Consider the following 24637-nt stretch of genomic DNA (forward strand, 5'->3'; position numbering starts at 1 on the left):
TGAAGGGCGGGTGGAAGGGCGAAGGAGAGGTGATGACGGCGCGGAGACGGCCCGCGGGCGCGGCCCAGCGGGGCTGCTCGCGCCACGGAGATCAGGGCGTGTCGGAGGGGTCCGCCGGGTCGCTGCCGGCGGCCCGCTCGTCGCCGTCGAGGAAGCCGTCCTCGTCGCGATCGACGCCGACGCGGTAGCCCGAGCCGGGCGGCGCGCACGTGTAGGTCAGCGCGCGCCCCCTCGTGACGGCGGCCTGGCGGAGGAGCGCGTCGGAGACGGGCGGGATCGCCGTCCGGTCGACGGCGAAGTGCCCTCCTCCGGTGTAGAGGAAGCCGAGCTCCCGAGTGCCCAGGTGGCTCTTGGCGACCAGGTCGCACTCGCCCGCCTCGGCCCGGGCGATCAGCAGATCGACGCGCGGGCCCGCGACGGCCTGGCTCCCCGAGCGCAGCGTCACCTGCTGGCCGACGATCGGCGCGACGTTCGAGTCGAAGGCGAGGACGAACGCCTCGAGCTGGCGGCGGACAAGGTCGCCCGCCGGCGAGTCCGGGAGGCCGTCCGGGTTGTCGGGGAACGTGCCGAACTGGTTGGTGAAGCCGGTGAACGGCGAGAAGCCCATCCCGCGGAAGAACCGGAACAGCGTGTCGAAGCTCCCGTCGTGCAGGAAGCCGAACCCGCGCACCTGATCTCCCTTGTGATCGTTGTCGCCCGGCAGGATGCCGAACATCGGGGCGGCCATCCCGAACATCCCGACCTTCTGGTACATGTTGCGCAGGTGCGGCGTCTTGATGAGCTGCGGCTGGAAGTCGAACGTCATGTTGCCGTCCGTGCCGAAGAAGCCGGGCCTGTCGGTGCCAGGGTTGCTGTCCGGGTCGAGGACGTGGCACCCGTTGCAGATGGCCGTCCCGTCCAGGTTGCTGTTGAAGAAGGTGTCGCGCCCGGCCTGCTGATCCGGCGTGAGCGAGCTGTCCAGGCTGCGGATCGGGTTGGGCGGATAGGTCACCTGGAGGATGAAGTTCGCGAACGCCTCCATGTCGGCGGGGGGAATATGGCTGCTCCGGCCGAGGAGGTCGGTGAAGCCGTCCTGGAACTTCATGAAGCCGGCGCGCTCATCGAGCGAGCCGCTGTCCGGCTGCGCGGTCGGCGCGTCATTGCCGCCGGTGCGGTCGCCGCGCCAGTGCATGGGGCCGTGGTTCGCCATGCCCCGCAGGCTCTGGGTCGTGGTCGGCCCCTTCATCGGGTGGAACTCCTGCGCCATCGGCTGCTGCGTGAACAGGTTGAGCAGCGGGCCGACGAACGGGCCCGGGTTGTTCAGGACCTCCGCGTCCGGATTGCCGAGGTCCCACCCGAGGCTGTCGAAGTCGCCGAAGATATGGCAGCTCGCGCACGACGAGTCGCCGTGCGCCGAGCTCGACCGCGCGTCGTAGAGGAAGCGCCGCCCGGCCGTGACGCTCGGCGGTTCGGGGTTGTACATCGGGATATGCGCCGCCTCGACCCCGGTCGCTGTGTCGATGATCGAGATCGCGTTGTCGAAGCGGGTCAGCACGAAGAGCTGGCCTCGCGCCTCGTCGAGCGCGAGCCCCGACGGGCCGCCGCCGCTCACCTCGATGTGGTCGGCCGCGTCGGGGACGAACGTGTCGTCCTCGAGCGCGGCCGTGCTGAACACGCCGACCTTGCTCGAGCCGAGCGCGGCGACATAGAGCGTCGCGCCGTCGCTCGTCACCGCCATGTCGACCGGCTGGGCCAGGCTGGCCTCGCTCTCCGCGTTCGGCGTCGGGGCGCAGCAGGTCGCGTAATCGATGTGCTTGTTGAGGTGCCGCGGGGCGACGCGCGGCGCCGCGTTGCCCGCGCCGAGCACCGTCACGCGGCTCTCGTGCAGGTGGCCCCGCAGGCTCTGCCCGGCGAAGAGGCCGGGGCCCTCGAAACGCCGCTCGTTCCGCGCGTCGGTGTTGGAGACGTAGACCTTCCCGTTCACCGGGTTGACGACCATGTTGAAGAGGATCGTCCCGACGCCGGTGAAGTGGCCTGACGGCCCGGCGACGGGCCTGGGCGGGCTGGCCATCGCGTCGATGGCGAACACGTCCCTGTCGGGCAGCGAGAGCTTCACCTGGCTGTCCCACCACCGGCCGAGCTCGTCGACCCAGTGCGCGCCGTCGAACTTGACGATGAGGCTGACCTCGGGCGCCGGATCGCCGCTCGCGTTGGTGGTCGGGCCCGGCGAGCCGCCGTTCGCCTCGCCGCCGTCGGGCACGAGCAGCTCGGTCACGACGGTGGTCTGGTTGCCGGAGTGGAAGCCGGCGGCGTAAACGCGGGTGCCGTCGGGCGTGGCGGCGAGCGCGCGCGGCGTGTCCGTGAAGAGGGTGAGGATCGTGGGCGGGGCGCCGCCGAGCGTCGCGCCCAGGTGGTTCGCGTCGAACACCCAGACGTCGGCCCGGCCCACGCCCGGCGTGGTGAGCTGCGGATCGTTCGGGTTGTTCTGGCCGCGGTGCGCGGCCGTGATGAAGGCGCGGCGCCGCCCGGGGCCCGCGAACACGATGTCTCGCGGCTCGTCGCCGACGAGCAGCGTGCGCTCCACGTGGCCGCCGGATCCGCCCGCCGAGACGCGGACGACGCTCACGCTGTCGGACAGGTGGTTGACGACCCACACCTCGGTCTCGCTCCGCGCCGCCACGGCGACCGGCTCGAGCCCGACCGGGATCGAGCCCCGGTGGACGAGCGCGCCGTCGCGGACGCGGAAGACCTCGAGGCGGCCATCCGGCGTGTTGAGCGCGAACAGCAGGTTCCCGCTGGGAGAGAGCGCGAGCGGGCGCACCTGCCCGCTCTCGAAGAGCGTGTAAGAAGGGTCGGCCAGCGCCGGGGCGCTGGCCGCGAGGACAGCAGCGGACGCCGCGGCGAACAGGAGTCCTGCGGCAACCCTCCGCTGCGCGAACGGTGATTTCATGGGGCCTCGTCGAGGTGCGATGTCAGGGAGCGCGCCGGGGATCGGCCGATGATCGACCAATTAACACGATCACGCTCTCTTCGATCGTCGAATCAGCGCCCATGTCGAGGAGCCGACCACGTCGCCGCGCCGTCCCGCGGACGCGCCGCCGGCCTTCCGGCGCGAGGCTTACTTCTTCGCCGTCACGTAGCGGAAGTCGCGCCGCTCGGCGCCCATGCCGAGGGCGCCCGCGCGCTGGAGCTCGACGCCGCGGAGCTCCTGCGCCTGGAGGTCGTCGAGCCGGCAGATCATCGGGACGACCTCCGGCGCGCCGTGTCGCCGCGCGAACGCCACGAGCGGGCACGCGCGCACGTCGACGTCGAGGAGGGCGCCGGCGTCGCTGGCCCTGTCGAAGCGGAGGCCGCCCGGCTCGCGCGTGAGCATGCTCTTCAGGAGCAGGCTCCGCGCGGGACTCAACCGGAGCATGATGTCCCTGGCGGCGCCGAGGAGCGGGTTCCGGCTCCGCTGCTTGCGGTGAAACGCGAGCAGCATGTCCTCGGTCATGCGCAGCGCCGGCCCCCGGTCCACGCCGAGGTCGTGGTGGAGCGCCAGGTAGATCGCCAGCGCGGGCGGGCCGAGCTCGAAGAGCTTGCGATTCATGCTGCTCCGGAACCGGGGTATCGTCTCCTCGAGCGCGAGATACCTCTCCTTGGCGTGCGTGTGGAGCTCGGCCGCGCTCTCTTCGCCGAGCTCGCGAATCGCGACGAACCGGCCTTCCGTGAGAACCTGAGCAAGACGTTCCGACGGCGACATGCCCCCCAAATTACCACATGCGGCTCCGGGGCGAGCATCCATGTTCGAATTTTCGCCGCGCCAATGGCAGGTTGAAGTGGCCGGCCTGGCCGGCCAGCAAGCCAGTTGCAGTGGCCGGCCAGCAGGCCAGTTGACGTTGTCGGCGAGCTGCCAGTCGGGCATCCGTCCAGCCGGCCAGTCCGCCCGCCGGAGTGGCCCGCGCACGTCTCGTGGAAACGAGGCAGATGCTTCGCGGAAACACGTCCTGGGCGGCGCGGGGCGCGCGCACTCAACAGGTGAGGGCCGCTCGGCCGGATAACGCTATGCGGCGGATGGTCCCCACAGGCCGGGTACGCGCGTCCCGCACGAGGGGCACGCACCGCTGGAGAGGAGGACCTCCTGCGTCTCGTAGTTGAACCGCCGCACCACGACCTCGTAGCAAGCCGGGCAGCGGGTATGCGAGAGCTCGCGCACCCGGTCGGCCACGTTGCTGACGTAGACGTATTTCATGCCGCGGGCATAGGCGACGCCGGCGACGTCCACGAGGAACGCCGGGTCGGTCGTCGCGAGGTCGCGCATCTTGTAACGCGGGTAGAAGGCGTTGAGGTGCCAGGGGATGTCCGGGTCGACCCGGGCGATCTCGGCGCCGAGGGCGCGGAGGCCGTCCGGCTTGTCGTTGAAGCCGGGGACGACCAGCGTCACGACCTCGACCCAGTAGCCGAGGCGCCGGGCCTCGCCGATCGCGGCGAGGACGGGCTCCACGCGGCCGCCGAGGGTCCGGTACTGGTCGGCGCTCCACCCCTTCAGGTCGACGCGGAACACGTCCGCGACCGGGCGCATGTACTCGAGCGCCTCGGGCGTGGTGTTGCCGTCCGAGATCAGCGCCGTGACGAGCCCCCTCCGCCGCGCCTCGGTGAAGACCGCGCGCGCCCACTCGGCCGTGATCATCGGCTCGTTGTAGGCGCTCGCGAGCACCTCGCAGCCCGCCTGGACGGCCACCTCGACCAGGTCCGCGGCGCTGATGTCGATCGGCTCACCGTCGCTCCCGGGCTCGCGCAGGGCCTGCGAGACCTTCCAGTTCTGGCAATAAGGACAGCGCAGATCGCAGCCGAACATCCCGAACGTGAGCGACCGAGCGCCGGGGCGCACGTGGAAGATCGTATTCGTCTCGACCGATCGCACGTAATGGCGCGCCACGTACCCGAACGGGACGCGGAGCTCGCCGTCCTGCTCGAAGCGGATCCCGCACGCGCCCGCGCGCCCGGGCGAGAGGACGCAGCGGTGCGCGCACGCGGTGCACCGGAGATACCCCTCCTCCGGCCCTCGCTCGTAGAGCGCGCCGGGCACGGTGCGGCGGGCGAGCTTCGCCGTGAGCGGCTCGCCCGCCCGCACGAGGTCCTCGAGGCGGACGTGCGGCCGGGCGCCCGGCTCCAGCGGATCGTCGAGGGATGCTTGCGGCGCGCTGCCGCCGTTCGTCTCCATGGAAGGCGCCCATCGTCGCATCGGCGCCGCGAAAGACAAGGGCCGGCGCCCGAGCGACGGTGTCAGGCCGGCAGCGCGCCCGCGCCCTCGGCGAGCCTGGCGAGCTCTTCCTGGTCGAGCTCCCGCTCGTCGGCGAAGGCGATCCCCACGACAGCGCGCACGCCGGCCGAGGCGTCGCGCACCGGCAGGGCGACGGCGGCCTGCGCCGCGACCGCCCTGGCCCCCGGGCGGACGTCGCCGGACGTGTCCGTCTGCAGGTTGCATGTCTGGACGGGCTGGCCGCGCTCCCAGGCGAGCCCGGCCATGCCCTTGCCGCGCGGGACGCGGCGCGTGATCTCCTGCACCTTCTCGGGGATGTTCACGGCCGCGGCCAGCGCGAGCGCGTCCCCCTCGACGAGGTGCACGGTGCCGGCGATGCCCCCGTTGTCAGCGACGAAGCTCCGCAGCCACGGCTCCAGCGACTCTCGGCGCGCGTTCATGGGCTCGCACCCTCGACCGGCGCGGCGCCCGCGTCAACCGAGAGGCCCCGGCGGGGTCGTCAGTCGGACTCGCAGATGAAGCGCAGGTGAAGAGAGCAGGGCTCGTCATTCCAGCCGGGCTCGGGGTAGAACCGGTTGAGCTGGCCGCAGTCCTCGTTGCCGACGTTGTTCGGCTCGCCGGGATACCAGTTCGTGTAGGACACGGCGTCGCCGCTGTCCCAGGCGAACGTGCCCTCGGAGGCCCTGTCGTTCAGGCCGGTCCACCACTTCTGCGTCGAGTACGCCGAGGCGAGGCCGGTGACCCAGGCCTCCTCCTCCGCGTCGTTGAGCGTGACAAGGCTCATGCCCTGGCTCGCGCAGGTCGCCTTGGCGTCGGTCCACGACTCCTGTCCGTCACAGAACAGGTAGTTGTGCCCGTTGTGGGTCTGCATGTCGCACGTCGTCGAGCCGCAGACGACGATGGTGTGCGCGCACAGGACCGATTGCACCGTGTCGTTGATCACGATGTCCACATAGAAGTAGATCGTCTGCTCGACGCAGTCGTCGATCGACTGAGGCTGCGCCGTGGGCGCGCGGCTCCCGTGCTCGCGCGCGATCATCCGCTCCGCCTCGAGGGCCGCGATGTCGTCCGCGGTGAGCTCGGGGATGTTCGCGGGATCCGCGGTGATCACGAAGCGCCCGTCCGCGGCCTCGAGGGGGCTGTACGGGTGGGAGAACAGGGGCGCCATCACCTCTGCCAGCGGCGCCTTGCCCTCGTCGCCAAAGGCGAGATCGACCCGGCTGAAGTCGAGTCCATCGAACGCGACGTGCGCCACCACGTCGCGCGCGCGCAGGTCGACCGACAGCCGCTCGCCGGGGGCGAGGCGCGCGACGCTCCGGGCGTCGATGAGCACGTTCGAGGCGTCCGCCTCCTCGATCGCCGCGTCGGCGGGGCCGGCGGTGCTACAGCCCGCGAGGCCGACTGCGGCCAGCGAGGCCGCGGTGAGGGGGAGCGCCAGAAGACGAGAGATCCGAGCGAGCCGTTTGAGCATGTTCCCTCCTGATGTGGTGAATCCCGCCGGCGAGCCGCGCCGTCGCGCCGAGGCGCGTCACGCGCGCCGGCCCTCGCCGCAACGCCGGCGTGGGACGCAGCCGATGAGCGCGCCGCGCCCCCGAGCCGGGGTAGGTCGCCTCTCGATCCCCGCGAGGCGCGGTGTCCCCCTGGCTCCGGCGCGTCCGCGGCCCGCGCGATGAGCGCTGCTGCCGAGATGCCGCTGTGTCGGGCGGAGCACGCTCGTCATGGAGTGAGCGAGTGTGCTGCCACCCTAAGAGATAGATCGCGAGTATGCGGACAGCGTGGCTTCACGCCAAGGAGAAAAATGAACTCGCCAACTTTCGAGGAGAAGGTGTCCGGGCGTGTGCGTCCTCACGGGAGCTCTCGCGCACTCACGCCTCCTCTTTCGCACGCTTCGGCCAGCGCACGAAGAACGTCGCGCCTGCGCCGGGGTGCGACGTGACCCACACGCTGCCGCCGCGGCTCTGCACGATCTTCTTCACGACGGACAGCCCGATCCCGGTGCCCTCCACCTTGTCGCGCGACTCGAGGGTCTGGAAGAGCCCCCAGATGCGGTCGTGGTACTCGGGCGCGATGCCAGGCCCGTTGTCCTTGACGGCGAACTCGTGGAACTCGCCGGCGTCCGTGCAGGTCACCTCGACGCGCGGGTCGCTGCGGCGCGCGTGCTTCAGCGCGTTGCTGATGAGGTTCTGGAACACCTGCTGGAGCGGGACGCGCTCCGTGACGATCGTCGGCATCCCGGGCGCGATCTCGACCCGGGCCTCGGGGGACGGCGAGAGCAGCTCGACGACCTCGGCGAGCAGCTGGCCGGCGTCGACGCTGACCACGTCGCCGCGCAGGCGCCCCGCCCGCGAGTAGTGGAGGATGCCGTCGATGAGCGTCTCGAGGCGGCGCACGCGCCCGCGCAGGAGGTGGAGGTGCTCCTGCGTCTCGCTCTCCATCTTCCCCGTGAGCGACTCCTCGATCCACTCCGACAGGTTCGCGATCCCCCGGAGGGGCGCCTTGAGGTCGTGCGAGGCCACGTAGGCGAACTGGTCGAGCTCCTGGTTCGTCTTCGCGAGCGCCGCGATGAGCTCCTCGCGGTGCTGGCTGAGCTGCTCGATGCGGCGCCGCGCGAGCACCTGCGCGGTGACCTCGAAGGCGATCACCATGACGCCCGTGACGGCACCGGACGGGTCGCGGATCGGCTGCGCGACGTAGTTGAAGAAGGCGTCGCTCGCGACGCCGCCGCGCTCGATCGGGACGTTCAGCTCGGTCACGTGCAGCGGCCGGCCGCTCTTCAGCGCCCGGTCGAGGGTCGCGATCACCTCGTGCTCGCCGAGCTCCGGGAACGCCTCGCGCACGTTCTTCCCGACGAGCTCCGGCCGGCCGACCATCTCGCAGTACGGCGGGTTCGCGACCTCGTAGCGGTGCTCGGGGCCGGCGAACACCGCGATCGGGACCGGCGCCTGCATGAAGAGGTCGTACAGCTTCTCGCGCTCGCGCTCGGCCGCCGCGCGCAGGCGCGCGATCTGGAGGTGCGTGGCGACCCGGGCGACGAGCTCGCGCGCGGAGAACGGCTTCGCGAGGTAATCGTCCGCGCCCGCCTCGAGCCCCTCGACGCGCGACTCGTCGCCCGCCCGCGCGGAGAGCATGATGATCGGGACGCTCCTCGTGCGCTCGTCGTCGCGCAGCGCGCGGAGCAGGCCGAAGCCGTCGAGGTTCGGCATCATCACGTCGGTGAGCACGAGATCCGGCGGGCGCGCGCGCGCGGCGTCGAGCGCGGCGGCGCCGTCGGCGACCGCCTCGACCGTCCAGCGCTCGCGGAGCACGCGGCCGACGTACTCGCGCATGTCGGCGTTGTCGTCCGCGAGGAGGATGCGCGCCGCCGGGCCGGCCTCGATCGCCGGGTCGGCCGGCGACGTCAGCCCCCGCGCGAGCTGGCCGGCGTCCTCGCCCGGCTCTGCCCCGGGCAGCCAGCGGAGCACCTCCTGGACATAGGGCGCCGCGCCCGTCGCGGTCGACACGAGCGCCCGCCCGGCGTTCACGCGGTCCTGGGGGAGGTGCGCCGTCCCGCGAGGGAGGGAGATCGTGAACGTCGTGCCCTCGGCGACCTTGCTCGCGGCGTGGATGGTCCCGCCGTGGAGGCGGACGAGCTCGTGGACGAGCGCGAGCCCGATCCCGGACCCCTCGTGGGTGCGGGACCGCGCGCCCTGGACGCGGTGGAACCGCCGGAACAGGTGCGAGAGCTCGTGATCCGGGATGCCCGTCCCGGTGTCCCGCACGGTGAGCTCGACGCGATCGCCGTGCGGGCGGAGCGCGATCGCGATCGTCCCCTCGAACGTGAACTTGAGCGCGTTCGAGAGGAGGTTGAGCACGATCTTCTCCCACATGTCGTGATCGACGTAGATGGGATCGGGCAGCGGCGGGCAGTCGACCTCGAACGTGAGCCCGGCGCGCTCCATCGCGGAGCGGAAGGCGCTCGCGAGGTCGGCGGTGAGCGCGGAGAGATCGGTCGGCTCGTAGGACGCCTGGATCCGGCCCGCCTCGATGCGCGAGAAATCGAGCAGGGCATTGACCAGCTTGAGGAGGCGGATCGCGTTGCGGTAGGCGGTGTCGAGATCGGCGCCGGAAAGGCTCCGATTCTGCGACGCGAGCGCGTCCTCGAGCGGCCCGAGCATCAGCGTGAGCGGCGTGCGGAACTCGTGGCTCACGTTGCTGAAGAAGTGGGTCTTCGCGCGATCGAGCTCGGCGAGCGCCTCCGCGCGCCGCTTCTCCTCCTCGTAGGCCTGCGCGTTGGCGATGCTCGCCGCGATCTGGCCGGCGGCGAGGTGGAGGAAGCCGCGGTAGTCGTCGTCGAAGAGGCGGAATGGATTCAGCCCGACGATCAGGACCCCCGCGCGCCCCGTCTCGCCCGTCGGGGCGATCGAGAGCGCGGCGGCCCGCGAAGGCGGCCTCTGCCACGCGCCGGTCGGGAGGTCGCGCAGGTCGGGTGGCAGCTCGATCACGCGGCAGGCCTCGTGCCCGCGCGCGACCTCGGCCACCGGCCAGGGAGACTCGTCCGTGAGATCGAACGTCTCCGGGGCCGCGGCGTGCCCGCGCGCGATGCCCGTGGTCCCGGCGAGCTGCATGCGCCGCCTGTCCGCGTCGAGGACGTAGAGGAGCGCGAACGGGAGATCCTTCGCGTCGGTCTCGAGCGAGCGCGCGCCGTGGGCGCAGACCTCCTCCCACGTGCGCGCGTTCGCGGTCCGCGCGGCGAGCTCGCGGAGCAGCGCGAGCTGCCGCTCTCCGACGATGCGCCGCGTGTCGTCGGTGTTGGCGCAGATGATCCCGCCGGTCCCGCCCTGATCGTTCGGCACGGGGCTGTAGGAGAACGTGTAATACGTCTCCTCCTCGTAGCCGTGCCGCTCCATGATGAGGAGGAGCGCCTCGTCGTAGGTGCCCTCGTCGCGGCGCATCGCCGACGCGGCGCGCGGCCCGACCTGGTCCCAGATCTCGCGCCAGACGACGGACGCGGGCTGCCCGAGCGCCTCGGGGTGCTTGCCGCCGACGATCGACTTGTAGGCGTCGTTGTAGAGGTTGATGAGCGCGTCGCCCCACCAGACGAACATCGGCTGGCGCGAGGTCAGGATGATGCGCACGCACGTCTTGAGGCTCTGCGGCCATGACGAGACAGGGCCGAGCGGCGTTCTCGACCAGTCGATCGCCCGCATGCGCTCGCCCATCTCGCCCCCTCCGGCGAGGACGGCTCGAGCGTCCGCGCGGTCCAGCGGCGTACCCTCCGACGTGAACGACATGGCTCCTTGTAGCGTGGTGAAGAGGGCCGGAGAAGCGCCCAACGCCTGTGCGCCTCGGGTGAACCGGCGGCTCCGGCGGGGCGCAAACGGGGTGTGGCGTTATGCCCCGTCGTCGTCGGGCGGCGGGGTGTCCGTCGCCTCGATGATGTCGGTTGCGTCGGTTGCGTCGGTCGCGTCGGTCGCGTCGAGCGCGTCGCTCACCGCGCGCATCGCCCGGCGCACCACGTCGGGCGCGTAGCCCTGTCGCGCGAGGAAGGCATAGAGCTTCTGCCGTCGCTCCATGGGCTCGAGGCGCGCCAGGGAGCGGAGCTTCTTGCGCGCCGCCCGCTCGGCCACGGCGAGCTCGTCGGTCCCCTCGTCGGCCATCACCTGCCGGATCGCCGCGTCGGCCACGTCGCGGGCGACGCCCTTGCGGGCGAGATCCTGCTCGATCCGGCGGCGCGAGCGCGGCCTGCCCACGATGCCGGATCGCGCCTTCGCCTCGGCGAAGCGCGCGTCGTCGAGGAGCCCGTTCGCGCGGAGCCGCTCGATCACGGTCGTCACGTGCTCGCGGGGCTCGCCCTTCTCGATCAGGCGCTTCTCGAGCTCTCTGGCCGATCGCGCCCGGAACGACAGCAGCCGCAGCGCCCGCTCGTACGTCTTCTGCGCGCCCTCGCCGGGCGGCCGGAGCGGCTCCGCCGGGGTCCCCGGGCTGCTCTGCCCGGGCGCGAGGCCCGCGGCGCGCTCCTCGGGGACCGTGGCGAAGGGCACCCCGTCGACCAGGATGACGACGTGACCGGGCCTGTCGGGCGAGGGGACGATCCCCGTGATGATCGGCATGCGGAGGGCACGATGGCGCGGACCGCGCGCGCCGCAAGCACCGGGCGGCGGGAACGAGCGGAAGAGCCAGCCGCGGTCGGGCGCCAGGGCAGGGGAACGAGAGCAGGAGAGCCTCGGCGCCGCGCTCGTCTAGCCGTCGCGGAGCTCTTCCAGCACCTCCGCGAGGCTCGACGCGACGTCGGCGAGCGCCGCGTTCACCCGGTCCGCGTGCGTCCGGAAGCTCAGGATACACATCCGCAGCAGGAACCGCCCCCCGGCCACGACCCCCGTGAGCAGCACCCGCTGCTTCGCGTTCACCCGCGCGAGGAGGCGCCGATTCAGCGCGTCGAGCGCCGGCCCGTCGTCGACGCCGGGCGGGCGCGCCCTGAACGCGAGGAGCGACAGCTCCGGCTCGGCCACGACCTCGAACTGCGCCATCTGCCGGAGCGCGTCGGCCGCGCCGCGCGCGAGCGTGAGCTTCTCGTCGAGCTCGGCCCGGAAGACGGAGGCCCCGTGCATCTTCAGCGGCAGCCACACCCGCAGCCCGCGCGCGTCGCGCGACAGCTCGGGGCTGATCTCGCAGAAATCCACGAGATCGTCCTCTGCCTGCATCGGCGGCATGTACGACGCGGAGAGCGCGTGCGCGCGCCGCAGCGCCTCGCGATCGCGCACCGCGAGGCAGCCCGTCCCGTACGGCAAGAAGAGGCTCTTGTGCGGGTCCAGCGTCACCGAATCGGCGCGCTCGATCCCCCGCATCGCGGCGCGCCCTCTCTCGGTGAGCGCGAAGAAGCCGCCGTACGCCGCGTCGACGTGCAGCCAGAGGCGCTCGGCCTCGGCGAGGTCGGCGAGGGCGGGCAGATCGTCCACGGCGCCGGTGCTCGTGGTGCCCGCAGAGGCGACGAGCAGGAAGGGCGAGAGGCCGCGCGCCCTGTCGCGCGCCACCGCCTCCGCCGCCGCGTCGGGCCGCATGCGAAAGCGCCCGTCCACCGGGATCTCGCGCACGGCCTCCGGCGGAAAGCCGGCGAGGAGCGCGGCCTTCTTCACCGAGTGGTGCGCTTCCTCCGAGGCATAGAGGGTCCCCCGCAGGAAGTCCGGCGGGAGGCGCTCGCGGCGCGCGGTGATCACGGCGACGAGGTTCGCGAGCGAGCCGCCCGTCGTGAGGATCCCCCCGGAGCCCTCGGGCAGGCCGAGCATGGCGCAGAACCAGGCGATCACGTTCACCTCGATCTGCACGAGCAGGGGGGCGGCCTGGAAGACGCCCACATACCGGTTCACCGCGTCGGCGATCAGATCGGCCACCGCGGCGTGAAAGAGCCCGCCGCCCGGGATATACCCCATGTAACCGGGGGAAGCGGTGTTCAGGCTCATCGGGATGACCTTGCCGAAGAGCCTCCGGAGGAGCTTCTCGTAAGGCATGCCGCGCTCGGGCAGCGGCTCGCGGAGCGAGCGCGCGAGCCGCTTGCCTCCCCGCGTCGCGTGCATCGGCTGCTCCGGCAGGCTCTCGATGTGCTGCACGATGCGGTCCATCGCGAGCTCGACCATCTCGCGCATGACGTCGCCCGGTAGCTCGAGCGGGAGCGGGCTTGACTGCGTGCGTCTCGGGCGGGCCAACGCGCGCCATCCTACGCCAACGCGCGCTTCCGGTCGCGCGGCGTCCGGGCGAGGACGTGCGAGGACGTTGAAGGACGTGGCGAGACCGCGTGTGCTGCCTGCCCGGCTCAGGGCTCGATGACGAGCGCGCCGAACGCCTCGGGCACGTGGAAGTTCGGCTTCTTCGTCCTCGGTGGGCTCCACGCGAGGTAGTTGCGCGGGGCCTTCCCCTCCATGCGGTACAGGTTCATGGGCAGCCGCTCCTTCGGGGCGAGCGCCTGCACGATGCCCGGCGCCGTGAGCAGCACCTCGATCACGGCCGTGCGCGCCGAGGCGCGCCGGCTGGTCGCGATCGTGGCGCCGCTCGACCACGCCGTGTCTTCCTGGCGCGCGCCGCGATCGACCGCGATGTCGAAGAAATGCCCGAAAGGCCCGATCTCCACCTCGAAGTACCGCTCCGGCGAGGCGGGCGCCGGCGTCAGGAAGAGCTCGACGCAGTCCTCGGTGTAAAGCCCCTTCCGCTCCGCGCCGACCGGCTTCGATCGATCGGTGTTGAGCCCGGCTCCCGAGAGCTCGAAGAGGGCATAGAGCCCGTCCTTCGACCAGAGGAACCGCGCCCGCGTCAGGATCCCGGTGCTCTTGCCGGCATAATCGGTGTCCCATTGCACGGCCTTCGCGCGGCTCCAGGCCGCGTCGTCGGCCTTGCCGTCGATCGCGATCTCCTCGCCCGGCAAGAGCCGCGACGCGCGCGCCTCTGGCTTCACGGGCGCCGTGCCCGCCCCGGCGTCCTCTTGGCCGGCGGGCGTCTCCGGCGCGGGCGGCGGCGCGGGATCGGGCCCCTTCGCGGGGCCGCCGGGCGGGGGCGCCTGGCCGGGATCCCAGTCGAGCCGGAAGGGCGCCATCGCCTTGTAGTGCACCGGCCTCGGGCTCTTCAGCAGGTCTGCGCCGTCTCCCGTGATCGCCGTCGCCTTGAGGTCCAGCCCGAAGCGCTTCGCCGCGGCCTCGATGAGCGGCGATGTCCGGTGGCCGCCGAGCTCGCGCGCGAGCGCGGGGCTGTTCCAGACCCCCATGAACTCCGCCACCACGCGGTCGACGCGCACCGGGTTCGTGCCGCCGATCGCCACCATCTCCGCGGTGGGGCGCAGGACCTGGAAGCCGTCTCCGCCCATCCCCGGGGCGCCGTCGCCGAGCACCGCGTCCGGCGTCGAGATCTCGAGCACGTCGACCATGCGCTCGGCGAAGGCGCGGAGCGACGAGAGGTACAGCGCGCGGTCCTCCTGCCCGGCCGACTTCGTGTCGAGGTAGGGCTTGAGCTCCCGGTGCATCCGCCACTTCTGCTTGTAGGCGGGCGCGCTGTCCGACAGCATCACCGTCCCCTGCATGCCCTTGATGCCGGCCGAGATGACCGAATACCTGTGCATCTTGATCCGGGGGAGCGACAGGAACAGCCCGCGATCGAGGTGCTCGGCGAGCACCCTGGGCATGAGCAGCGTCGGCACGTGGCTCGCCTGGATCCCGCGGATGGCGAGCGGCTGTCCGGGCCTGTCCCCGGCGACGTCGTAGACCCCGTCGTCGTCCATGGCGACGAGCGCGACGCCCTCCTCCGCGGCCATCGCCTCGTAGCCGGTCCGCTGCGCGAGGTCCTTCCAGAACTTGTGCGAGTGGCCGCACCCCTCGGCGATCGTGATCGTCGTGTGCCCGCGCGCCTTGAGGCACTGCACGACGCCGCGCACGAACTCAGGCTGGGTGATCCGGCCGGTCACGCCGTCGTCGCCCTTGTGCTTCGCCGGGTCCTTCACGCTGTCGAACCCGCAGATATTCGGCTTGAGGAGCACGGGAGTCGCCGCGGGCCGCCGCGGCACCACCGCCTCGCAGAGGCGCTTGCCGAGCTCCAGGGGGCCCTGGCCGCGCAGCACGGTGACCGGCGAGTCGTCGGCCTTGATCCGCGCGACGTGCCGCTTCCGGAGGGCGGCGCCGTCGATGCTGTCGGACGCGATCACCGAGGGGCCGGCGTCGTACCGCTGCGACGCGCCCGCGACGACGTCGCTCGACGCGCTCGGCGCGGCGGTGGGCACGGCCGGGTGCGCGGAGGCGGCGGCGAACGAGGAGGCGGTCGCAGAGGCCGCGGCGGTCGCGGCCGGGGGCGCGGGCGGCGTCGGCGGCGTCGCGTCGAGCGGCGGCTGCGCGGCGGTGGCGCTGCCCGCGAGGCCGTCCGGCGGGCGCTGCCGGTCCCCGCAGCCCGCGAGGGCGGCGAGCAGCGCCGGGAGCGCCGCGATCGCGGAGGGGAGACGCCGCGCGGGGCGGCCGTGGCTCGCTCGGGTGCTGTTCATCCTCGCAGAGCACGATGGAGCCAAAAGGCGGTGGGGAGAAGAAGGAAAGGGTCGGCCGGCTGCTTGCCCTCCCGTCAGGGCGGTGATCACGAACGGAATGCCGGGTACGTCGACCGCCGGGGCCATGGCGAAGCCCTCGGGGGACGAGGACTGCCGGTCTGTGCGCTCCGGGTCTCCGTGCGCCGGCGGCCTTCACGCGGGGGAGCCGAGGCGCGGGGCGCTCATCGCGCGGCCACGGGGCGAGGCCGCGGCGAGGCCCGGGACGAGCGCCTCGATGCGCGCGCGCTGCCGGCTGGTCAGCTCGCCGAGCGCGCGGACGATCGCGAGATCCTTCTGCTTCGCCTCCACGATCACCACCACCTCGCGCCCGCCCGAGGCCTCCTCGACCTCCTCGCAGTAACGGAGAAGCCCGCGGCCGGTGATGTGCTCGGCGTGCGCCCCCGCAGGCTTGCCCTTCCACTGCTCGCTGTAATGGAGCTCGGGCAGCCGATCCGCCGGCCAGGAGCGGAGCGCGGCCTCGAGCTCCACCTCGTACGGCGCGCTCCGCGGGTTCGCCGACCAGTGCAGGTTGTCGAACACGATGGGCACCTCACCCCCGGTGGCCTCGAGCAGCTCCGGCACAGTCCAGCAGCGCTCGTCGTTCTCCAGCGCGAGCCGATCCCGCGCCGGCGGCGCGAGCCGCGCGATCCCCTCGCGGAGCCGCGAGGCGGTGCTCTCGCGGTCGCCGTAGACACCGCCGCCGTGCAGGGTGATCGAGCCCCGCGCGCCGATGAGATCCATCACCCAGCCCTGATCGTTCATGACCGCGAGCGAGTTGATCAGCACCTCCTCGCGCGGCGAGGAGAGCACAACGAACTGGCTCGGATGATTCGACAGGTGCACATCGCCCCGCTCCGCTGCGCGGCGGACGGATCGCAGGTCCGGCACCAGCATGCGCGCGCCCGGCGCGATATCGAGCAGCGGGAAGAGATCGCTGGAGATGCGGTGCGCCGTCAGGCCGAGGCCGGTCGAGTACACGAGCGATCGCCGGACGTACTCGGCGTTGTACCTGTAGATCGGCGTGAGATCGACCAGGCCCTTGAGGTAGCGACCGAGCTGGGCGGTCTTCAGCGACGGCTCCGGCATCCCGAGCGACTGACAGACATGGCCGAGTCGAATCATGTCGACAGGGTGTGTCGCCCTCGACCCGCCGGCATCGGGCCTGAAGCGATTTTATTCCATGATGCCCAGGTCGCTCGCGCCGAACGCGGTGAGGATCCCGATCGCCGACCTGACGCGGCGCGCGGCGTACCCCATGATCCTCCTTGGCTCGGACAGGAGAGCGCCAGCCTGGCGCTCCCCCACCGGGCGCCGGCGGAGCGGTTGCGCGGAGCCAGCCATGATGGCTGGAAGGGGGCCAGTCATGATCGAGGTACCGAGCGCGGGCCGCCAGCGCGGCGCGGGCGGCTCCAGGGGCGCGCATGCCGTCGTGATCGGGGCCAGCATGGCCGGGCTCGTCACGGCCCGCGTCCTGTCGGAGCATTTCGCGCGGGTCACCCTCGTGGACCGCGACCGTCTCCCCGGCTCGCCGGACGTCCGCAGGTGCGTGCCGCAGGGGCGCCACGTTCACGTCCTGCTCGGCGCCGGCCTCGACGCCCTCGGCGGCATGTTCCCGGGCATCCTGGAGGAGCTGACCGCCGACGGCGCCCTCATGGGCGACTTCGGCGAGCGGATCGCCTGGTACCATGGCGGCGTCTGGAAGGTGCAGTTCGCGAGCGGCATCCCGCTCCTCCAGTGCAGCCGCGCGTTCCTCGAGCACCACGTCCGCCAGCGCGTGCGCTCGCTCCCGAACGTCGAGATCCTGGACGAGACGACCGTGTCCGGCCTGCGCCTGAGCGCGGACCGCGCCCGGGTCACCGGCGTGACCATCGAGCGGCCGGGGGGCGGGCCCGACGAGCTCACCGCGGAGCTCGTCGCGGACGCCAGCGGGCGCGGGTCGCGGGCGCCGCAGTGGCTGGAGGCCGCCGGCTACGCGAGGCCGCCGGAGAGCAAGGTCGAGATTGACATCGCCTATGTATCGAGGGTCTACAGGCCCCCCGAGCGCTACCGGCACAGGCCGGTGCTCCTCCTCATCGCCCCGCGTCCGCCGGCGGGGAAGCGAGCGGGCTTCCTGTGCAGCGTCGAAGGGGACCGGTGGTACGTGTCCCTCTGCGGCTATTTCGGCGAGCATCCGCCGCTCGACGACGCGGGGTTCGTCGAGTTCTCGCGGACCATCGCGCGGCCCGAGATTCACGAGCTCATCAAGGACGCCGAGCCGTTGACCTCCCCGACGCTCTACCGGTTCCCTGCGGATCGCAGGTGCCATTTCGAGCGCATGCAACGCCAGCCGGACGGCTTCGTGGTCCTCGGCGACGCTGCCTGCGCGTTCGACCCGATCTTCGGGCAGGGAATGACCGTGGCGTGCCTCGGAGCGGGCGTGCTGGCGCGCTGCCTCCGCGACCAGCCGGGCGGAGATGTGCGCGGGCTCGCCAGGCGTTTCCAGCGCGCGCTCTCCTCGTCGACGGATCTGCCGTGGCGGCTGGCCACGACGGAGGACCTGCTGTTCCCGGAGGCGGAGGGAGAGCGGCCGCTCTGGTTCGGGGCGATGCGGTGGTACAACAGAAAGCTCGCGGAGGTATCCGCGTACGACACGGCGGTTTACGGGAGGTGGCTGCTCGTCCTGCACCTCATGCGAGGGCTCATCACCTGCTTTGCGCCCTCGGTGGTGATCGCCGTGCTCCGGCACGCCGTTCGCGAAGCGCTCATGCCCTCGCCGGGACCTGCGCGCGCCGCGGCCGCGCCGCTCCGCAGGAGCGACCCGGCGACGCGGGCGCGCCTGACATCGTGCTTCACCCGGACCGCCGGCGAGCCACGCAGCTCCGGGCGCGGTCCCAGGTTGCGCGGGCCGCGCCCGCGGATCCGGCCCACGGCTGACAAGGCCGCCGGCCAGGCCCGGTAGGTGTTCCGGGCGGCCCGGTGTCGTTCCTGTTGACCCCGCGGCGCGCGGATCGTTTACGCTCGACAGCCGATCTCCCGTGGCGCGCGCTGCGCGACGCGGCCGCGCCTCGCCCGATGTTCGCTCGGCACCCGGAGCGCATCGCCAGCCATCCCCCTGCAGTCACCCGTCGTCGTCCGCCCCATGGCCCTACATCGAGGTTGACCATGCCCCACCTGCGCTTCTTCTTCCTCCTCGGCTTCGCCTTGCTCGTCGCGGCCTGCTCGAGCGATTCCCCCGGATCGACGAGCGGCGGGGCACCCCAGTGCGGGACAGGCCAGTCCCTGTGCGGCGATGTGTGCGCGGATCTCGCCACCGATGCGGCGCATTGCGGGTCCTGCGACGTCGCCTGCGCGGCGGGTGAGCTCTGCAACGGGGCGGGCGAGTGCGCGGTGACGTGCACGGCGGGGCGGCTCGCCTGCGACGGCACGTGCGTCGATCCGGGGACGGATCGCGACCATTGCGGCGCGACGGGCGATTGCCGCGGGGACAGCGCCGGCGTCGCGTGTCCGGCCGGAGAGATCTGCGATGGCTCCGGAGAGTGCGCGCTGTCGTGCCAGAGCGGGCTGGTCGCGTGCGACGGCACGTGCATCGACCCCGACACCGACCGCCACCACTGCGGCGCGACGGACGATTGCCGCGGAGACAACGCGGGTGTCGCCTGCCCGGCCGGGGCGATCTGCAACGGGGCAGGGGAGTGCGAGCTGTCGTGCCAGAGCGGGCTCGTGGCGTGCGACGGCACGTGCATCGACCCCGACACCGACCGCGACCATTGCGGCGCGACCGGCGATTGCCGGGGAGACGACGCGGGGGTTGCGTGCGCGGCCGGGCAGATCTGCAATGGGGCAGGGCAGTGCGAGCTGTCGTGCCAGAGCGGGCTCGTGGCGTGCGACGGCACCTGCATCGACCCGGACACCGACCGCGACCATTGCGGCGCGACCGGCGATTGCCGGGGAGACGACGCGGGGGTTGCGTGCGCGGCCGGGCAGATCTGCAACGGCGCAGGGGAGTGCGAGCTGTCGTGCCAGAGCGGGCTCGTGGCGTGCGGCGGCGCCTGCATCGACCCGGACACCGATCGCGACCATTGCGGCGCGACCGGCGATTGCCGTGGGGACAGCGCTGGCGTCGCGTGCCCGGCTGGAGAGATCTGCAATGGCGCCGGGGCGTGCGAGCTGTCGTGCCAGAGCGGGCTGGTGGCGTGCGACGGCACCTGCATCGACCCGGACACCGACCGCGATCACTGCGGCGCGAGCGGCGACTGCCGCGGAGACAGCGCTGGCGTCGCGTGCCCGGCTGGAGAGATCTGCAATGGCACCGGCGAGTGCGAGCTGTCTTGCCAGAGCGGGCTCGTGGCGTGCGACGGCACCTGCATCGACCCGGACACCGACCGCGATCATTGCGGCGCGAGCGGCGACTGCCGCGGAGACATCGCTGGCGTCGCGTGCGCGGCCGGGGAGATCTGCAATGGCGCCGGGGCGTGCGAGCTGTCGTGCCAGCGCGGGCTCGTGGCGTGCGGCGGCACCTGCATCGACCCCGACACCGACCGCGACCATTGCGGCGCGACCGGCGATTGCCGCGGCGACAACGCAGGTGTCGCGTGCCCGGCTGGAGAGATCTGCAACGGCGCCGGCGAGTGCGAGCTGTCTTGCCAGAGCGGGCTCGTGGCGTGCGGCGGCACGTGCGTCGACCCCGACACCGACCGCGACCATTGCGGCGCGACCGGCGACTGCCGCGGCAGCGACGCGGGCGCGGCCTGCGGCGCGGGCGAGATCTGCAGCGAGGGCGCGTGCGAGGCCTCGTGCGCGCTGCCCCTCGTCGCCTGCGGCGGCGCCTGCGTCGACCCCTTGACCGACGAGACCTACTGCGGCGCGACCGGCGACTGCGCCGGGGCCAGCGCCGGCGCGACCTGCAGCGCGGGCGAGGCGTGCGTGGCCGGCGCCTGCGCGAGCGCGGACGCGAGCCTCTCCGGCCTCTCGGTCTCGAGCGGGACCCTGAGCCCGGACTTCGACCCTGCCGCGGCGCTGTATGTCGTGTCCGTCGAGGATCACATCGCGTCGATCACCGTCACGCCGACCGCGTCGGCCCCGGGCGCCACCATCACGGTCAACGGGGCCGCTGTCGCCTCGGGGAGCGCCTCGCCGCCGATCACGCTCACCGAGGGCGGCGCCACGGCGATCACCGTCGAGGTCACCGCGCCGAGCGGGGACGCGACGACCTATGGCGTGGTGGTCCTCCGCGGCGGGATCGCCTCGGCGTACCTCAAGGCCTCCAACACGGACGCGGGCGACCAGTTCGGCTACGCGGTCGCGCTCGAAGGCGACACGCTCGCCGTGTCCGCGCTCCTCGAGGCCAGCGCCGCGACCGGGGTCGATGGAGACCAGACCGACAACTCGAAGATGTGCGGCGCCGTGTACGTGTTCGCGCGCCAGGGCGTCGCCTGGGTCCAGCAGGCGTACCTGAAGCCCTCCACCTCGGATCGGAGCGACAACTTCGGCCACAGCCTCGCGCTCTCGGGCGACACCCTGGCGGTCGCCGCGCCGGGGGAGGACAGCAACGCCCGCGGCGTGAACGGCGACCAGGCGAGCAACGGCGCGGCGAACGCCGGCGCGGTCTACGTCTTCACGCGCAGCGGCGCGACATGGTCCCAGCAGGCTTACCTCAAGGCCTCCAACTCGGAAGAGCAGGACCAGTTCGGCCACGCGGTGACGCTCGACGGCGACACGCTCGTCGTGGGCGCGCCCAACGAGGACAGCTCCGCCACCGGCGTGAACGGCGCGCAGGGCAACGGGGCGTCGCAGGCGGGCGCCGCCTACGTGTTCACGCGCAGCGGCGCGGCGTGGACCCAGCAGGCGTACGTCAAGGCGTCGAACACCGGCTCGGGCGACCGGTTCGGCGCGAGCGTCGCGCTGTACCGGGACACCCTCGCCGTGGGCGCGACGGGCGAGGCGAGCAGCGCCACGGGCGTGAACGGCGCGCAGGCGGACAACGGCGCTGCCGGGAGCGGCGCCGTGTACGTGTTCACGCGCAGCGGGGCCGCGTGGACCCAGCAGGCGTACCTCAAGGCGTCGAACACCGGCGCGAACGACGTGTTCGGCGCGAGCGTCGCGATCGATCGAGACACCCTGGTCGTTGGCGCGACGGGCGAGGCGAGCAGCGCCACGGGCGTGAACGGCGCGCAGGACGACAACACGGCTCCCGGGAGCGGCGCCGCGTACGTGTTCACGCGCAGCGGGGCCGCGTGGACGCAGCAGGCCTACCTCAAGGCGTCGAACGCCGAGACCGGCGACGTGTTCGGGGCCGCTGTCTCGATCGACGAGGATTTCCTCGCCGTGGGCGCGTCCGGCGAGGACAGCAGCGCCGCGGGGTGGGGCGGCGTCGAGTCCGACAACGGCGCTCCCGAGAGCGGTGCAGCGTACCTGTTCGAGCGCTCCGGCGGCGCCTGGGTGCAGGCCTCGTACATCAAGGCGTCGAACACGGGCGCGTCGGACGCGTTCGGGGCGCGGCTCGCCCTCTCGGCCACCACGCTCGTCGTCGGCGCGGCCGCAGAGGACAGCAGCGCCACGGGCGTCGACGGCGACGGCGCCAGCGACGCGGCGGCCGCGAGCGGCGCCTGCTACAGCGCCCGCTGGTAGGGCGCGGCGCGCCCCCGCATCCCTCGTCTCATCGCGCTCACCGCGGTTTCAGTTCGCGACCTCGCACGTGACGGAGACGGGGGCGAGATCGACGAAGGCGTCTCCCTCGACGGTCCACCGCTGCATGACATGGTGCTTGTTCTCCCCGTAGCCGTCGAACTCGTACTCGGCGGCTGCCCCGACGTACCGGAGAGGGATCCCCGCACGAACCCCGGTCATCGCCGCCCTCAGATCCCGCCACGAGGCCGCCTCGTTCTCCGGGCGGTTGAGCTGGCGGATGATCCCCTGCAGCGCGCGCCCGGATTCCGGGATCGCCCCGGTCGTCGCCTGGGCGTACGCGAGGCCCATCGCGATGAGGACGATGCCATCGTAGTAGAAATGGGCTGCGGGGAACGGCGCTTCGCCGTTCCACCGGCGGGAGAAGCGCTCGGCGAAGGCGGCGGCGTTCCCGGTCGTGCAGTCGACCGACCCCTCGGCGTCGTCCATGACATGGCACTCGCTCCGCAGGCTGAGCGACGGCGATACCCCGATGTACCCGTCGAGAGATCCTGTCGGGATGTTGGCGAGGAACACGTCGGTGCGCAGCGCCGGGCCGAGGAGCCAGGTGCCGGGGCGCCCGGAGAGGGTCCACTCGGTGACGATGGTCGAGGCGGTGGCGGGGTAGGCGGCCAGGAGCGTGCGGCCGGCGTTCGATGCGAAGGCAGACTTGATCTTGTTCGTGTACGTCTGCTCGCCCGACGTGAACGTCACCGAGGGGAGGATCCTGCCCCCGAGCGCCGCGAAGTTGCTCGTGAACTGGCTGCCGACGTTGGTGTTGTAGTCGTCCCGTCCGGCGAGGGTGTTCACCGTCTTGATGCCCTCGCCAAGGGCATATTTCGCCAGCGCGCACCCGACGGCGAACGAGGAAGGCGCGAGCCGCAGCCAGCCTCCCTTCGCCTCGCTGCGCGCGATGGAGGGCGCCGCATACCCCGGCAACATGTGGAGCGCATCGCGCGCCTTCACGTCCGGCGCGATATCACGGCCGAGATCGTTCTCCTCGGGACCGACCAGGTAATCGACCTGATCCACGTAGAGCAGCTCGAGCAGCGCGTCGAACCCACGCTCCGGGTCCGAGTGGCTGTCTCGGGTCAGGATGTCGAACTGCCTCCCGTCGAGCCCGCCCGCCGCGTTCAGATCCTCGACCGCGAGCAGCATCGCTTGCTCGAGGTTGCGCCCGATGGCCGACTCGTTGCCGGAGAAGGGGAGGATGCCCCCGACGACGATCGCGTCCTCCGGCGGACCGGGCGCCGTCGACGCGCAGGAAGCCGAGAGCACGGACGCAAGTCCGAGGAGCGCCCCGGTCCGCAGGCGCCGCGTGCGTCGTCCGCGAGGGCCGGACCCCATGCCGGTTCGATGAAGGCGACGCGGCGTGGCGAGGATTCCAGGGCGCATGCTCAACCCTGGAGACGACATCACATCCAGGACGAACGTGTCAACGAGGCATGGTGATGGACAGCGAGGATCAGAACAGACACCCGCACGATCGTGTAGTGAGAAACACGGAAGCGGGCGCGGCCCGACCGCGTTCCGCGTGTGCGACAGGTACGTGAGTGCCGGAGGAGGCGGCCGCGCGTCGGGCGCTTGTCAGTTCACGCACTCCCACTGGACCGTGAAGCAGATCAGTCGCCCGAGCTCGTCGGTGCCGCACTCCCCGCCGCCGTCGAAGAACCGCTGTCCCGGGCTATCGCACGAGGTGGGATCTTCGCAGTAGCCGCACACGTTGCCGCAGGTACCGCCGATGGCCCCGGCGGCCGCGTAGCCGAGCTCCTGGCAGATGAGATCGAGGTGGAAATACCCCTCGGCGTTGGCCGAGACCCACGCGGTGTCCTCGTCCGCGGCGCACACCACCCACGGCGAGCCCGTCCCGACATCTTCCCCGGTCCGACAGACCTCCCCGCCGCCGCCGCCGCCGCCGCCGCCGCCGTCACAATCCTCCTCCTGCGAGACGTGGATCGGGAAGTTGAGCGAGGTGCCGTAGCCCCACGGATCGTAGGCGATGACGCCCAGCTCGTAGTTGCCGGCCACGGCCGTGCTGAACGTCGCCGTCGCGCCGCTCGGCGAGAGCGCCGCATAGGCCGGCCCGGAGACCTGGTACCAGAAGTAGCTCACCTCGTCCCCGTCCGGATCGCTGGCGCTGACCGTGATGGTCGCCTCCTCGCACGTGGTGATGAACTTGCTCTCTGCGATGTCGAGATCGGTGATCTGCGGCGGAGAGTTGAGCGCCGCGATCACGTCCAGACCGCCGTTGGGCTGGCCGGTGCAGTGCGACACGAGCGTCGTCTCGACGGTCGCGCCGCCGAACACCGAGACATAGCCCTCGGCCGTGGTGCAGTACGACGAGGGGACGCCGGGCTCGGCCTCGGGCGCGGCGCAGACCCAGTAGTCTCCAGGCGGGAGCACGAACAGCGCATCCGCGAAGGGGTGATTCTCGCCGCCGGACGGGCTCAGATCCGCCGGGAGCGCTTCCTCTTCCAGGGGCACCGTCGCCTCGGCGACAGCCTCCCCGTAATAACAGCTATCGTAGGCGTTCACGACCCTGATGTTGATCGCGGAGACGTCGTGCGTGGGCCCTGGCGTGGAGAGCGCCACGCGGATCCGTCCGACCTCGGCCTCTTCACCGGACTCGGGCGCAGGTGATCCGTTGCACGCCCCCGCAAGCAGCCCAAGAACCAGCGCGCCGCACTTCAGTGCTTTCATGTGTCCTCTTCCTCCCGGCAGGGGGACGCGCAAGCCGTTGATGCGCT

14 protein-coding genes are annotated in these 24637 nt (G+C 72.1%); 2 read left to right on the plus strand and 12 right to left on the minus strand.

Annotated features, from left to right (window positions below; genetic code table 11):
- Positions 1–91 precede the first annotated feature (91 nt).
- From WME76_RS01480 to WME76_RS01525, 10 genes are all read right to left on the minus strand, one after another.
- The gene (locus WME76_RS01480; protein WP_437958443.1) at positions 92–2929 is read right to left on the minus strand and encodes a beta-propeller fold lactonase family protein; all 2838 of its coding nucleotides are present in this window, start codon (positions 2927–2929) and stop codon (positions 92–94) included.
- Positions 2930–3097: 168 nt separating this feature from the next.
- Entirely contained in the window at positions 3098–3721 is a 624-nt protein-coding gene (locus tag WME76_RS01485; RefSeq protein ID WP_437958444.1) for an L-2-amino-thiazoline-4-carboxylic acid hydrolase, read from the minus strand.
- Between the two features lie 300 nt (positions 3722–4021).
- Positions 4022–5182, minus strand: a complete 1161-nt coding sequence (locus WME76_RS01490) for a radical SAM protein (RefSeq protein ID WP_437958445.1) — start codon at positions 5180–5182, stop codon at positions 4022–4024.
- 62 nt (positions 5183–5244) lie between these two features.
- Entirely contained in the window at positions 5245–5661 is a 417-nt protein-coding gene (locus WME76_RS01495) for a GAF domain-containing protein (protein ID WP_437958446.1), read from the minus strand.
- A gap of 59 nt (positions 5662–5720) precedes the next feature.
- Complete coding sequence (locus WME76_RS01500; RefSeq protein WP_437958447.1) at positions 5721–6692, minus strand: C-type lectin domain-containing protein; 972 nt, start codon at positions 6690–6692, stop codon at positions 5721–5723.
- Between the two features lie 394 nt (positions 6693–7086).
- Positions 7087–10491 carry an ATP-binding protein gene (locus tag WME76_RS01505; RefSeq protein ID WP_437958448.1) on the minus strand — a complete coding sequence of 1135 codons (3405 nt, stop codon included), beginning with the start codon at positions 10489–10491 and terminating at the stop codon, positions 7087–7089.
- Positions 10492–10590: 99 nt separating this feature from the next.
- Positions 10591–11310, minus strand: a complete 720-nt coding sequence (locus tag WME76_RS01510) for a regulatory protein RecX (protein WP_437958449.1) — start codon at positions 11308–11310, stop codon at positions 10591–10593.
- A gap of 129 nt (positions 11311–11439) precedes the next feature.
- A complete protein-coding gene (locus WME76_RS01515) occupies positions 11440–12900 on the minus strand; it encodes a pyridoxal phosphate-dependent decarboxylase family protein (RefSeq protein ID WP_437958450.1) in 1461 nt (486 codons plus the stop codon).
- Positions 12901–13007: 107 nt separating this feature from the next.
- On the minus strand, positions 13008–15209 hold the full coding sequence (locus WME76_RS01520; RefSeq protein WP_437958451.1) for a DUF362 domain-containing protein: 2202 nt from the start codon (positions 15207–15209) through the stop codon (positions 13008–13010).
- A 192-nt stretch (positions 15210–15401) separates the two neighbouring features.
- A complete protein-coding gene (locus WME76_RS01525) occupies positions 15402–16370 on the minus strand; it encodes a hypothetical protein (protein ID WP_437958452.1) in 969 nt (322 codons plus the stop codon).
- Between the two features lie 241 nt (positions 16371–16611).
- Between WME76_RS01525 and WME76_RS01530 the strand changes: the two genes are divergently transcribed.
- Both WME76_RS01530 and WME76_RS01535 read left to right on the plus strand, forming a co-directional pair.
- Positions 16612–18186 carry an FAD-dependent oxidoreductase gene (locus WME76_RS01530; protein WP_437958453.1) on the plus strand — a complete coding sequence of 525 codons (1575 nt, stop codon included), beginning with the start codon at positions 16612–16614 and terminating at the stop codon, positions 18184–18186.
- 203 nt (positions 18187–18389) lie between these two features.
- Positions 18390–21854, plus strand: a complete 3465-nt coding sequence (locus WME76_RS01535; protein WP_437958454.1) for a cadherin-like beta sandwich domain-containing protein — start codon at positions 18390–18392, stop codon at positions 21852–21854.
- 48 nt (positions 21855–21902) lie between these two features.
- Here WME76_RS01535 and WME76_RS01540 read toward each other — a convergent pair whose 3' ends face one another.
- Entirely contained in the window at positions 21903–23168 is a 1266-nt protein-coding gene (locus tag WME76_RS01540; RefSeq protein WP_437958455.1) for an ABC transporter substrate-binding protein, read from the minus strand.
- Between the two features lie 309 nt (positions 23169–23477).
- Entirely contained in the window at positions 23478–24590 is a 1113-nt protein-coding gene (locus tag WME76_RS01545; RefSeq protein WP_437958456.1) for a hypothetical protein, read from the minus strand.
- Positions 24591–24637: the final 47 nt, after the last annotated feature.

The sequence above is a fragment of the Sorangium sp. So ce119 genome (assembly GCF_051524405.1).
Lineage (GTDB): Bacteria > Myxococcota_A > Polyangia > Polyangiales > Polyangiaceae > Sorangium > Sorangium cellulosum_G.